Here is a 12328-nt window from a genome sequence, read left to right as displayed (position 1 = left end):
GGGCCATCCCGCGGGATGGCCCTTCTGCATTCTGAATCACTCTGACGAGTGGTTATGCCGCCACTCTGCGCATCCCCATATGGGGGATATCATCTTCGAGATAGCCTTCCCCTTCCGCCACAAAACCGTGCTGGCCATAGAAGCCTTGCAGATGGGCCTGCGCCCCCAGCCAAATGCTGTGGGTCGGCCAGCGCGCCTCGCACGCCTTGACCGCCTCGCTGATCAGCTGGTGACCGAGACCGCCACCGCGCGCCTTGGGTGAGGTCACCACCCGACCGATGGCGGAACCGCTCTCGTCGCCGATGCCGGGCGCCATGATCCGCGCATAGGCGGCCAGCAGATCGCCCTGATAGCCGAGCAGGTGCCAGACCCCCTCGCGGCGATCCAGCCCGTCCAGATCCTGAAAGGGGCAGGTCTGCTCCACCACGAACACCTCGGCCCGCAGCGCAAGCAACTCATACAACTCGTCAGTGGTCAGTTCAGACCAGGGTTTCAGGATCCAGTTCATCGGCAACTCCTTATCAGTTCGGCCTGCCAGCATAATCGTGGCGCCTGCGCCCTGCATTAACCTTTGTTAAGTTCTTTCAGCCGTTTGCGAATGCGGCTCAGACTAATGGGAGTGATACCGAGATAGGCGGCAATCTGGTGGTCTGGCACTCTGGCATCAAGCGCGGGAAAGCTGTCGAGAAAGTGCTGATAGCGCGCCTGCGGGCTGCCGGTCAGCAGCAACTGCTCCTTCTCCTCCTTGATGCGCAGCTGCACCTCCAGCAGGTGCTGGTACCAGCGCGGCCAGCCGGGCAGCTGGCGCAGGTCGGCCAGACTGAACAGCTGCAGACGACAGGGCTCCAGCGCCTCCACGCTGTAGCGGGCCGGCTCGCCACTGAGCAGGTGGTGAAAGTCGAGAAACTCGTCCCCCTCCCAATAGAACTCCTTGATGTACTCGCGGCCATCCTCCAGCACCAGCTTGGCCCGCAGCAGCCCCTGCACCACCCTGACCAGCAGATCCGGGCTGTCACCGGCGTGCCAGAGGCAGCTTTTCGGGCTGAGGGTCAGCGGGCGGGCAAAAGAGAGGAGGCGCGCGGCCTCCTCTCTATCTGCGACCTGCGCCCAATCGAAGGGGGGTCTGTCAGTCAGCATGATTAACCGCGACGCTGACGCACGGCTTCAAACAGGCAAACGCCGGTTGCCACCGAGACGTTGAGGCTGGATACCGCCCCTGCCATCGGGATGCTCACCAGCTCGTCGCAATGTTCGCGGGTCAGGCGACGCATACCTTTACCTTCGGCACCCATCACCAGCGCCATCGGGCCGGTCAGTTTGGCCTGATAGAGGTCGTGATCGGCCTCGCCAGCGGTGCCGACAATCCAGACGCCGCGCTCCTGCAATTCGCGCAGGGTGCGGGCCAGGTTGGTGACCTGAATGAGCGGCACCACTTCGGCCGCGCCACAGGCAACCTTGCGCACGATCGGGGTGAGACCCGTGGCCTTGTCCCGCGGCACGATGACAGCATGAGCCCCGGCAGCATCGGCGCTGCGCAGGCAGGCACCGAGATTGTGCGGATCGGTCACGCCATCCAGCACCAGCAGGAAGGGCTGGCTCTGTTGTGCCGCCAGCTCGTCCAGCAGGCTGGCCAGATCGTGCTCGGCGAGCTTCGGCGCCTCTTTCACCCGGGCCATGATGCCCTGGTGATTGTTGCCTTCCGCTTTGTCATCAAGGGTCTTGCGGTTCACGCTCTGCACCTTTAGACCGAGGGATTCCAGCTCGGCCAGCAGGGGTTGCAGCCGGTCATCATCCCGCCCTTTCAGCGCCCATACCTCGATGAAACGCTCCGGGGTGCGCTCCAGCAGCGCGGTGACAGCGTGAATGCCGTAGATCAGTTCAGTACTCATTTAGTGCTCTTGGCCTTATCGCGAGCCTTTTTGCTCGGTCGTCTGTTGCTCGGTTTGGCGCGGCCACCCTTGTCGGATTTGCCGTGATCCTTGCCCTCTTTACGTTTTTCGTGGCGCTGGGCGCTCTTGGCCTTCTCTTTCTTGATCTCGGCCTGCTTGCGCGCCATCTCTTTGGCGTTCTTGCCGGTGGCCTTGAGCGGCTCTTCCACCATCACGAAGTCGATCTTGCGATCATCCAGGTTCACGCCCATCACCTTGACCCGCACCTTGTCACCCAGACGGTAGCGACGGCGGAAGTTCTCGCCAATCAGCTGCATGTGCAGGGGATCAAACTGGTAGTAGTCGTTGGTGAGGGTGCTGACGTGCACCAGACCATCGATGTGGATCTCCGCCAAACGGACGAAGAAACCAAAGCCGGTGACGCTGGCGATGACGCCGTCAAACTCGTCACCCACGTGATCCAGCATGTACTCGCACTTGAGCCAGTCGGCCACGTCGCGAGTGGCATCGTCGGCACGGCGCTCGGTCATGGAGCAGTGCTCGCCCATCGGGTCCACTTCTTCCAGCTGGTAGTGATAACCACCGCTCGGGGTCCACTTGTGACGCAGGTTGCCCTGTTGCTCCTTGGCAGTCTGGTACTTGATCGCCCGGTGCAGGATCAGGTCGGGATAACGACGGATTGGCGAGGTGAAGTGCGCGTAGGACTTCAACGCCAGACCGAAGTGACCGATGTTGTCGGCCTGATAGATGGCCTGACGCATGGAGCGCAGCAGCATGGTGGAGAGCAGCTCCGCATCCGGTCGCCCTTCAAACTTGGCTGCCAGCTCGGCGAAATCCTTCGGCTCGGGCTCGAGACCGCCCTTGAGCTCCAGACCCAGTTCGGCCAGGAAGTCGCGGAAACCGGTCAGACGCTCTTCGCCCGGACGGTCGTGGACCCGGAACAGGGCGGCAGCTTCGTTCTTCTCGATATAACGAGCAGCAGCCACGTTCGCCTGGATCATGCACTCTTCGATGATCTTGTGGGCATCGTTGCGCACCAGTGGCACGATGCGGTCGATCTTGCGCTGGGCGTTGAAGATGAAGCGGGTCTCCTCGCTCTCGAACTCCACCGCACCGCGCTGGTGACGGGCATGCTTGAGCGCCTTGTAGAGGTTGTTGAGCTCCTCGATATGGCCCACCAGCGGATCATACTGCTGACGCAGCTTGGGATCGCCATCGAGGATCGCCGCAACCTTGGTGTAGGTCAGACGGGCGTGAGAGTTCATTACCGCTTCGTAGAACTTGTAGCCGGACATGCGGCCAGCGGCGGAGATGGTCATCTCGCACACCATGCAGAGGCGGTCAACTTGCGGGTTCAGGGAACACAAGCCGTTGGAGAGCACCTCAGGCAACATGGGCACCACGAACTCGGGGAAGTAGACGGAGTTGCCACGCTGATACGCTTCGGCATCCAGCGCCGTGCCGGGCTTCACGTAAGCGGAGACGTCAGCAATGGCAACCCACAGACGCCAGCCACCACCGCGTTTGGCTTCACAGAAGACGGCGTCATCGAAGTCGCGGGCATCTTCCCCGTCGATGGTCACCAGCGGCAGGGCGCGCAGGTCGATGCGGCCCTCTTTGGCTTTCTCAGGCACCTGCTCGCCGAGACCGGCAACCTCTTTGGTCACCTCTTCCGGCCAGGTGTGTGGGATACCGTGGGTACGCAGGGCAATTTCGATCTCCATGCCCGGCGCCATGTTCTCGCCCAGCACTTCCAGTACGGTGCCGACGGCATTGATGCGGGAGGTGGCGCGCTGATTGATCCGCACAACCACGACCTGGCTCTGACGAGCCCCTTTGTTTTCCCCTTCCGGGATGATGATGTCCTGGCCGATACGGCTGTCATCCGGCACCACGAAACCAACGCCATTCTCGACGAAGTAACGGCCGACAATGTCTGCCTCACGGGACTTGAGCAGGCGTACCAGACGCGCTTCCTGACGACCCTTGCGGTCGATCTCGGTCGGCTGCACCAGCACGTAATCGCCATGCATCAGGCGTTGCATCTCTCGGTTGTTCAGATACAGATCCGGACCACCACCTTCCGGACGCAGAAAACCGAAGCCATCCTTGTGGCCGATTACATAACCTTTGACCAGATTCAGGCGATCCGGCAGGGCATAACATTGGTTGCGAGTGAATACCAGTTGTCCATCACGCTCCATGGCGCGCAGACGACGACGCAAGGCTTCCAACGGCTCTTCATCTTTCAGCTTGAGGACCTTGGCCAACTCTTCACGGGACATGGGCTTTTCATGGCCCTTGATGAGTTCCAGGATCAACTCGCGACTGGCGATGGGGTTATCGTATTTTTCGGCCTCGCGTTCGAGGAAAGGATCTTTTTGAGACATAAGCAGGCCTTAGGGTAGGTGGTAACGGTGCCATTATATCGGAGGGGGGGGCGAATGGCATCCATCGGCTGCCTTTTGGCCAATCTCTCTGTCATACTATCTTCAGTTCGCTGGCATGATGAGACACAGAACTCATGAGTAAGGACACATTTGCCCAATCCGCCGCCTATCTCAAACAGGCGGTCCCTTTGATGATCAAGTACCAGATCCCCACGACGCCGGACAATTACCACCTGTGGTACAACTATGTCTCGGCCAGCATGCCCGAGCTCAACCAGGCGATCGATCAGGCAGTCAAAATGCAGGGAACCTGCTCGCTCACCACCTGCGAGCGACTCTATCACCAGTATCTGGCCGCTCAGGACGAGAAGCAGATGGAGGCGATGAAACTGAGCCTCGCCGCCATGGCCAACGAGCTCGGCCACTCCATGCAGGACGCCATCTCCGATACCGGCATGTTTCAGGAGATGCTCGACAAGAGTTTTGACAAGCTCAGCCGCATTGATGACGAGGGCTTCAGCCTGGAAGACACCATGGGGATCCTGCGAGAGCTGGTACGCGAATCGCGGGATGTGCGCATGTCCACCATGCACTTTCGCAACCAACTCAGCAATGCGGAGAAAGAGATCAAGGAGCTGCGGGCGGCGCTCAACGAGACACGCAAACTGGCCAACGAGGATGCCCTCACCAACCTGCTCAACCGCCGCGCCTTCGATCTGGAGCTGGAGGGGTTGATCCGCAGCCAGCACCCCTTCTCGCTGATCCTCGCCGATATCGATCGCTTCAAAAACTTCAACGACGAATATGGCCACCTGCTCGGCGATCAGGTACTGCGCGCCTTCAGCAAACGGCTGCGCGATGCCTGCAAGGAGGGGGTCACCGCCTATCGGCTGGGTGGGGAGGAGTTCGCCATGCTGGTCCCCCATCGCTCGCTGGCGCTGGCCAGACAGATGGCGGAAAGCATGCGCCGCGCCATCGAGCGGATGTCGATTCTGGATCGCAAATCAGGCCGTCGCATCGACCACATCACAGCCTCGTTTGGCGTGGGCGAGTTCAACGGTCAGGAGAGCGCAGACTGTCTGGTCGAACGTACCGACAAGCTGCTCTACAAGGCCAAGGAGCTGGGGCGCAACCGGGTGATGCCGCTCCCTTCCTGATTTAGTCTCTTGTCCGACCGCAATGCCAATGTAAAAAGCCAGTCAGATCAACTGACTGGCTTTTTGGTCTCTCTCGCTCCAACAGGGGCTGTTCATTCCAGCCCCAGTGGAACTCTGCTCAGTGTGAAGGATTACTCCTGCACCTCGCTGACACCTTCGACTTTCACATCAACACGACGATCCGGAGCCAAGCAGACGATCAGCTCACGCTTGGACTTGCTGACGCAGCTGTCGCCGGTAACCGGTGAGGATTTACCACGCCCTTCCACATTGATCTTGGCGGCCGGGATCCCTTTACCAACCAGATAGTTGGCAACGGTCTGGGCACGCTGTTCGGAGAGCTTCTGGTTGTAGGCATCGGAACCGATACGGTCGGTGTGGCCAATTACGGTTGCTACGCCATCTTTGGGTCGCGCCTCTTCAATCTGGCTATAGAGGCTATCCAGTGCCTGACTGGCCTCTGGCTTGAGGGTCGCCTTGTTGAAGTCAAACAGCACATCGGAGCTCAGGGTAAACTGCTTCTCAACCATCACAGGTGCAGGAGCAGGTTCCGGAGCCGGGGCGGGCGCCACAGGGGCAACCTGACCAAAGCGATAAACCGCTGCCAGCGAGAGCAGGCCGTTATCCATTCTCAAACCGGTATCATCACGACTGCCATACGGGGTGGTGTACTGATACTCCAGGCGAGCTGCCCAGTCGAGGTTGAATGCATACTCGGCACCCAGTGCACCGACCATGACAAAGCGGCTGTCATCTTTGTAGGCATCGCTCTTGGTATCAGCCCAGCCATAACCGCCACCGACACGACCATACAGATCCAGATTATCGGTAACCGGGAAGCCCAGTTTCAGGGTCAGTTGAGCCAGCTGTGCTTTTACTTCATCACTGAAAGCGCCTGCCGCCGTAGTGGCATCGTATTTGTAATTGCCCAGATAATCGTAACCCAGCTCCAGTCCCAGATTCTTGTTGATCTGATAACCGCCAAACACGCCTGCACCCAAGGCATCGTTGGTCTCATTGCCAAGGGTCAGGGCATTGCTTTCATCAATGCCGTAGAAGTTTGACCAACCCAGTTTGGCACCGCCATACCAGGTGTTGTCTTGACCGGCAGCCTGGGCATTGGCCGCCAGCAAGCCGGTAACCAGCAAGGTAATCAATGATTTTTTCATGTTTGAGCCTCTGCAACTTTATGTAGGAGGAGGTTGATTGATATCACCTCGTCTTATAGGTGCAACCACCCAAAAGCGATCGCAGCATATCAACGTTAGCCTATTTTCAAGTCACTGATATCAATTAACAAAAAACACTCTAACGCAACCACGTTACAAAAACAGCAACAAACGTTTGTTATTTGAACTGAATGTGACGCAAAAAGACGCACAGATGAGGGCAGATAGGAGAAAAAGGGCCAGCAACATGCTGGCCCGAAGAGATATCAGTGACGAACAAACTCGTAGTGCTGATCGATAAAGTCAGCAACACGCTGGCTCAGTACCTTGTGCACCGTCTTGGTCGGATGCACCTGATCCCAGAACATATGCTCATCGCAGTTAAGAGTCGCAGCTCGCCCTTTTGCCTGCCCGCTCACCACCGCCTGCGCCAGGATCGGGTTACCGGCAATAGCCACTCTTTCGGAGACACTCAAAGCCGGGGTCGCAGCCACCTCGGCGGCGCTACCGGAGAATGGCTTCCACGTATAGCCGCCACCGTAGCAGGCGTGTTCTGTGTCACTCAGCCCGAACAGCTGAGGATCGCGCATCATCTCGTCAAACTGCTTGTCCACTTCGAACAGCTTCACGATGCCAAGGGGAGCCAGCTCGCGAGTGAGGTTCTGCAACTTCTGGTTGTGGTAGCTGGCCACATGGCGCACCTTCTCCACCACCTTCATGCTGCGGGCTGACGGGGTCTGCCCCAGATCAGGAATGTTGAACAGCAGGATCTGCTGCGCGCCGTTGAGCACCAACCGGTTGGATGCCAGCCGGATGGTATCGATCACCCGATCCGCATCCCGCTCGGTGTTCCAGCCATAGGCCAGATAGTCGTTGGCACCGACCCAGATCACCACCAGATCATCGGGGCGGAACTTGTCCTTTTTCAGGAACTGATCGATCTCGTAATCGAGATTGTTGATCACCTGATATTTGGGATCCCAGGACCAGAAACCGAGCCAGCCGTTCAGGGCGCCCAGATGGTTATAGGCCACCGCGGTTGCACCGCCTTCCGCCTCGTTGGCCACGACCAGACCGGGGAAACGCTCGTCACCCAACTGCTCCAGCCACACCGGGCCGTTGCTGAAGCGCCCGTTGAAGTAGGGTGGGCTGGAGGGGAGATACCCCCGCATCTTCTTGTACATCTTGCCGGTGTCGGAGAGGCTGTCACCAAACATCACGACCCGGGAAAAAGGTTGGCGTCCCTCTGCCGCTTGCGCGGTCAATGCCATTAACCCCAATAAACAAACAAGCCATTTTTTCATATTGTTATGCTCTTCGATTAAGCAGGTGAGACCTGCGGACTTCTCCTCGAGTGGCGACAGGCATGGGAAGAGTCTGCTGCCACTGACTTCTGGTGAGGGCGACAGATTACAGTTCCAGATGAAATCACACATGTTCCGCCACCGATGAAATCGCTTGCGCTCACAAAACAGACAATCACACCAGCCTATTTCTTTCACGCTTGTTTCACGCCCCCCCCGGCACAATGCCCCCATACCAACGACAGGAGTATGAAATGAACAAGGCAAGCGCAAGCGTAATCGGACTGTTGACCCTGATGTCTGTCTCCTCTTTTGCCATGGCGGCCTATACCGGCCCGCAAGAACAGAACAAGGTTTCCGTTGCTCAACTGAAAGATCTGGCCGATGACAGCTGGGCCACCCTGGAAGGGAAACTGGTCAAGCACCTGGGCGGCGAGAACTATCTGTTCCGCGATGCCAGCGGTGAGGTGGAGGTCGAAGTGGATCAGGATGTGTGGCGTGGCACTGAAGTGGGCCCGGATGATCAGATCCGCATCCGTGGTGAAGTGGACCACAGCTGGAACAAGACCGAAGTGGAAGTGAAAACCCTGGAGAAAGTGGGCGCGGCCCCGCAGACCAAGGGCGGCTTTATCGCCAAATAAGGCCACTTCAACGACGAACTGGCCAGACGTTAAAAGGGCGCTTGATATCAAGCGCCCTTTTGCATGGTTAACCCAGCGTCACCGCTTAACCGGCCCGACTGGCAAAGGCTCTCTTGAACCCCTTCTCGGCCTGATTGACCTTGTAGAGGTAACGGCGCGCCTCCTCTTTGGGATGCTGCTCGGTCAACACCTGATAGACCGCCTCGGGGGAGAGCTGGTTGATCCGGCCCGGCGCCGCCTTGCGATCGCTGGAGAAGGTATTGAGCACCCCGCCAGCGCCACCGTTATAGGCGGAGATCACCGCATAGCGACGGGAGCGCGGGTCCTCGATATCCGCCAGATAGACGGTCTGCAACAGGTGCAGATAGGCGGTACCAACATCGATGTTGTAGGCCGGGTTGAACAGCTCCTCCCGGGTCGGCTGACCGTTCTTGCCCTTGACCCGAACATAGACGTCACGACCGGCGGTAGCCGGGATCACCTGCATCAGGCCATAAGCGTTGGCATGGCTCACCGCATAGGGGTTGAAGCTGCTCTCGGTCTTGATCACCGCATAGATCAGGCTCTCCGGCACGCCGTATTTGCGCGACGCTTCCCGGATGATCCCCGCATACTTGTAGCCCCGTCGATCTTCATGGTTGGCCACCATGGGTATATCGACGAAGAAGATGGTGCGAATACCCAGAGTGCGCTTCTTCATCGCCGTGTTGAGCAGGTAATCGGCATAACGCTCGGCGCGCCAGGAGGCGCGGATTGGCTGGCGCTGATTGTCCAGCACCTGACCGTAGAGGAAGGGCTCGCCGCCGGTCAGAATTTCCCGGTCGGAGTAAAGATCCACTTCGGCCGGATCGTCCGGCGTCAGCAGGGTCTCAATGATGGCGCGACGCAGGTGAGCGCGGGGATCTATGCCCGAGACCGTCTCCACCATGATGTGGCCGCTGGAGAAGTCGATGTGGGCCCGGCTCTTGTACTGATCCGTGTATTTGACGTAGTCAAACTTGCCCGCAAACAGCGCCTCCCGCCCCCATATCTCGTTCACGTTATGGGAGAGCGCACTGATCATGTGTTCAAAACCGCGAATGTCCTTGCCGTTGACCAGATCGTCATCCTCACTCCCGCTGGGCTTGGGGGAAGATGAGCAGGCAGAGAGAAACAGCAGGGTGCACAGCAGCCAAAAAATTCGGCCCATAGGATCCTCAAACCGGGCAGCAGAGCTGCCCATCATTCATTTGCTGCGACTTCAGAAGCGGTCACGCCAGTGTGGCGCCATTCCCGCACCTGTTCACACGTACAACAGCCGGAGAGCTTACTGGGCAGGCGGGGTGTAACCTTCGATCTGCACTTCACCTGCATCAAACAGGTAGCTGACCATCTCTTTTTCCAGCAGTTGGCGATGCTCAAGATTCATCATGTTGAGCTTTTTCTCGTTGATCAGCATCACCTGCTTCTTCTGCCACTCGGCCCAGGCTTCCTTGCTGATGTTGTCAAAAATCCGCTTGCCGAGCTCACCGGGATAGAGTTGGAAATCCAGACCCGGGCCCTCTTTTTTCAGGCGTTGGCAAAATACAGTACGGCTCATGTTGACCTCTATGGTTGTAACTCTGGATAGGCGAGCAGACGGGCCGTGGCGGCCGCCAGCCCCACCTCGGCAGGATGGCGTAAGTTATACCAGAGTCGGTTATCTGCTTCCATGAGCCGCAGCGGCTGCGCCTCATCAATGTCAATCAGCAGCGGCTGAATATCGAGATGGAAGTGGCTGAAGGTATGGCGAAAACCGGCCAGTTCCCGATAACCGTGATGGCTCAGGCCAAGGGACGCCAGCAGACCATCCACCTCCGCCAGCGAAGCAACCTGCGGGAAGCAGTAGAGCCCGCCCCAGATCCCCTGTGGCGGCCGCTTCTCCAGCAGCAACTCATCGCCATGGCGGATCAGCAGCATGATGCCATCGCGGGCCGGAATGCTCTTCTTGGGCTTGCTGTTGGGATAAGCGGTAGGCTTGCCTTGCGACAGCCCCTGGCAATCGGCCCGCACCGGACAGCGATCACAGGCAGGCTTGCTGCGGGTGCAGATCGTCGCCCCGATATCCATCATCGCCTGGTTGTAGTGCGCCACACCCAGCTTGGGGGTCAGCCGGATGGCGATCTCCCACAGCTCGTTCTCCACCGGTTTCAGGCCCGGCCAGCCCGGCAAGGCCAGCCAGCGGGTGAGCACCCGCTTCACGTTGCCATCAAGGATGGCGTGGGGCTGACCGAGGGAGAGCGACAACACGGCCCCGGCGGTTGAACGGCCAATCCCCGGCAGCGCCATCACCTCGTCAAAACTCTCGGGAAAGAGACCATGGTGGTGATCGCGGATCTGCTGGGCCGCCTTGTGCAGGTTGCGGGCCCGGGCGTAGTAGCCAAGCCCTGTCCAGTGGTGCAGCACCTCGTCGACAGGGGCATCGGCCAGCGCCACCACATCGGGGAAGCGCGCCATAAAACGCTGGTAATAGGGGATGACTGTGGCGACCTGGGTCTGCTGCAGCATGATCTCCGAGACCCAGACCCGGTAAGGGGTCTTCTCCTGCTGCCAGGGCAGGGTTTTGCGGCCATGAAGCTCGTACCACTCCAGAACCCGGCTTGCGAAGGTTGATTGATTCACGTTGTTCTCATGTCGTTGATATATGGGGAACTCTGCGGTTCCTTCGGCTCATCTGGCCTGAGCGGGCATACAGTCACCCCGCAGCACAGCGCCAGCTGTCTGGTGCGGCAGCGTAAGGCCTCGTCACGCCCAAGTCAAAGCCGCGCTGACTGACGCTGCGGGCAGGTGGTGCTCAGGCAGCAAAGCGGTAACAAAGACGATATACTCGGCCCCACGATTGATGACGGGAGAGACGGTTTGCAGACTTATCTGGTTGGGGGCGCAGTGCGGGATCGCCTGCTGGGATTGCCGCAAGGCGACAGGGATCATCTGGTGGTCGGCGCCACCGTGGAACAGATGCTGGCGTTGGGTTTTACCCAGGTCGGTCGCGACTTTCCCGTGTTTCTTCACCCTAAAACCCAGCAGGAGTATGCCCTCGCCCGTACCGAACGCAAACAAGGTCAGGGCTACACCGGTTTTGTCTGCCACGCCGCCCCCGATGTGACGCTGGAGCAGGATCTGCTGCGCCGGGACCTCACCATCAACGCCATCGCCGAGGATGATCAGGGCCAGCTCCACGATCCCTACGGCGGCATCGAGGATTTGGAAAAGCGGCTGCTGCGACACGTATCACCCGCCTTTGCCGAAGATCCGTTGCGCATCCTGCGGGTCGCCCGCTTCGCCGCCCGCTTCCACGCTCAGGGCTTTACCATAGCGCCGGAAACCCTCGCCCTGATGAGCGAGATGACGGCCGCTGGCGAGCTGGCCCACCTCACGCCGGAGCGAGTCTGGAAGGAGCTGGAGAAGGTGTTGCTGGGACCAACCCCGCAGATCTTTATCGAGGTGCTGCGCCAGTGCGGCGCCCTCAAGGCGCTGTTCCCCGAAATCGACGCTCTGTTCGGCGTCCCCGCCCCGGCCAAGTGGCACCCGGAGATCGACACCGGCATCCACACCCTGATGGTACTGGAGCAGGCGTGCCGGATCTCCCCCGAGCTGACGGTACGCTTTGCTGCCCTCTGCCACGACCTTGGCAAGGGAGTCACCCCCAAGGAGTTCTGGCCAAGCCATCACGGTCATGGCCAGAAGGGGCTGCCGCTTATTCGCGCCCTGTGCGAGCGGTTCCGGGTTCCCAACGAGTGCCGGGATCTGGCGCTGCTGG

The 12328-nt window shown here is 59.4% G+C and carries 12 protein-coding genes; 3 read left to right on the top strand and 9 right to left on the bottom strand.

Going from position 1 to position 12328, the window contains the following annotated elements; translation table 11 throughout:
• Positions 1 to 52: 52 nt before the first annotated feature.
• The 4 genes from AB5Y85_RS03710 to rnr are packed head-to-tail and all read right to left on the bottom strand — an operon-like array spanning position 53 to position 4279.
• Positions 53 to 508, bottom strand: coding sequence for a GNAT family N-acetyltransferase (locus AB5Y85_RS03710; protein ID WP_257686906.1), 456 nt, complete (start codon positions 506 to 508; stop codon positions 53 to 55).
• Between the two features lie 56 nt (positions 509 to 564).
• A complete protein-coding gene (locus AB5Y85_RS03705; protein ID WP_257686905.1) occupies positions 565 to 1137 on the bottom strand; it encodes a Crp/Fnr family transcriptional regulator in 573 nt (190 codons plus the stop codon).
• A 2-nt stretch (positions 1138 to 1139) separates the two neighbouring features.
• A complete protein-coding gene (gene rlmB / locus AB5Y85_RS03700; protein WP_047434512.1) occupies positions 1140 to 1889 on the bottom strand; it encodes a 23S rRNA (guanosine(2251)-2'-O)-methyltransferase RlmB in 750 nt (249 codons plus the stop codon).
• Positions 1886 to 4279, bottom strand: a complete 2394-nt coding sequence (gene rnr / locus AB5Y85_RS03695) for a ribonuclease R (protein WP_106844083.1) — start codon at positions 4277 to 4279, stop codon at positions 1886 to 1888. The genes rlmB and rnr overlap by 4 nt, the downstream gene beginning before the upstream one ends.
• 134 nt (positions 4280 to 4413) lie before the next feature.
• Between rnr and AB5Y85_RS03690 the strand changes: the two genes are divergently transcribed.
• Entirely contained in the window at positions 4414 to 5436 is a 1023-nt protein-coding gene (locus AB5Y85_RS03690) for a GGDEF domain-containing protein (RefSeq protein WP_019445736.1), read from the top strand.
• Positions 5437 to 5567: 131 nt separating this feature from the next.
• Here AB5Y85_RS03690 and ompA read toward each other — a convergent pair whose 3' ends face one another.
• Positions 5568 to 6605: a porin OmpA gene (gene ompA / locus AB5Y85_RS03685; protein ID WP_257686904.1), complete on the bottom strand. Its 1038-nt coding sequence runs from the start codon at positions 6603 to 6605 to the stop codon at positions 5568 to 5570.
• A gap of 266 nt (positions 6606 to 6871) precedes the next feature.
• On the bottom strand, positions 6872 to 7909 hold the full coding sequence (locus tag AB5Y85_RS03680; protein WP_047434505.1) for an SGNH/GDSL hydrolase family protein: 1038 nt from the start codon (positions 7907 to 7909) through the stop codon (positions 6872 to 6874).
• A gap of 254 nt (positions 7910 to 8163) precedes the next feature.
• Between AB5Y85_RS03680 and AB5Y85_RS03675 the strand changes: the two genes are divergently transcribed.
• Positions 8164 to 8550: a YgiW/YdeI family stress tolerance OB fold protein gene (locus AB5Y85_RS03675; RefSeq protein WP_005335826.1), complete on the top strand. Its 387-nt coding sequence runs from the start codon at positions 8164 to 8166 to the stop codon at positions 8548 to 8550.
• A gap of 85 nt (positions 8551 to 8635) precedes the next feature.
• On the opposite strand, the gene mltC is transcribed toward AB5Y85_RS03675, so the two are convergent.
• The 3 genes from mltC to mutY all read right to left on the bottom strand — a co-directional run bounded on the left by mltC (position 8636) and on the right by mutY (position 11190).
• Positions 8636 to 9739 carry a membrane-bound lytic murein transglycosylase MltC gene (mltC, locus tag AB5Y85_RS03670; protein ID WP_047434570.1) on the bottom strand — a complete coding sequence of 368 codons (1104 nt, stop codon included), beginning with the start codon at positions 9737 to 9739 and terminating at the stop codon, positions 8636 to 8638.
• Between the two features lie 117 nt (positions 9740 to 9856).
• On the bottom strand, positions 9857 to 10129 hold the full coding sequence (locus tag AB5Y85_RS03665) for an oxidative damage protection protein (protein ID WP_005335828.1): 273 nt from the start codon (positions 10127 to 10129) through the stop codon (positions 9857 to 9859).
• A gap of 8 nt (positions 10130 to 10137) precedes the next feature.
• Positions 10138 to 11190, bottom strand: a complete 1053-nt coding sequence (gene mutY / locus AB5Y85_RS03660) for an A/G-specific adenine glycosylase (RefSeq protein ID WP_204480962.1) — start codon at positions 11188 to 11190, stop codon at positions 10138 to 10140.
• Between the two features lie 237 nt (positions 11191 to 11427).
• Between mutY and AB5Y85_RS03655 the strand changes: the two genes are divergently transcribed.
• Positions 11428 to 12328, top strand: a 901-nt coding sequence (locus AB5Y85_RS03655) for a multifunctional CCA addition/repair protein (protein ID WP_368221205.1), incomplete at its 3' end; no start/stop codon positions are given.

Origin of the sequence: Aeromonas sp. R3-1 (assembly GCF_040908345.1) — a bacterium.
GTDB lineage: Bacteria > Pseudomonadota > Gammaproteobacteria > Enterobacterales > Aeromonadaceae > Aeromonas > Aeromonas veronii.
Note: the sequence above shows the minus strand (reverse complement) of the source record. Positions and strands in the feature narration are given on the sequence as shown.

Excerpts from the sequence above, each read along its gene's own strand:
- AB5Y85_RS03710 (WP_257686906.1), bottom strand. The coding sequence starts at position 508 with ATGAACTGGATCCTGAAACCCTGGTCTGAACTGACCACTGACGAGTTG.
- mltC (WP_047434570.1), bottom strand. The coding sequence starts at position 9,739 with ATGGGCCGAATTTTTTGGCTGCTGTGCACCCTGCTGTTTCTCTCTGCC.
- AB5Y85_RS03690 (WP_019445736.1), top strand. The coding sequence starts at position 4,414 with ATGAGTAAGGACACATTTGCCCAATCCGCCGCCTATCTCAAACAGGCG.
- rlmB (WP_047434512.1), bottom strand. The coding sequence starts at position 1,889 with ATGAGTACTGAACTGATCTACGGCATTCACGCTGTCACCGCGCTGCTG.
- rnr (WP_106844083.1), bottom strand. The coding sequence starts at position 4,279 with ATGTCTCAAAAAGATCCTTTCCTCGAACGCGAGGCCGAAAAATACGAT.
- AB5Y85_RS03680 (WP_047434505.1), bottom strand. The coding sequence starts at position 7,909 with ATGAAAAAATGGCTTGTTTGTTTATTGGGGTTAATGGCATTGACCGCG.
- ompA (WP_257686904.1), bottom strand. The coding sequence starts at position 6,605 with ATGAAAAAATCATTGATTACCTTGCTGGTTACCGGCTTGCTGGCGGCC.
- AB5Y85_RS03665 (WP_005335828.1), bottom strand. The coding sequence starts at position 10,129 with ATGAGCCGTACTGTATTTTGCCAACGCCTGAAAAAAGAGGGCCCGGGT.
- AB5Y85_RS03705 (WP_257686905.1), bottom strand. The coding sequence starts at position 1,137 with ATGCTGACTGACAGACCCCCCTTCGATTGGGCGCAGGTCGCAGATAGA.
- AB5Y85_RS03675 (WP_005335826.1), top strand. The coding sequence starts at position 8,164 with ATGAACAAGGCAAGCGCAAGCGTAATCGGACTGTTGACCCTGATGTCT.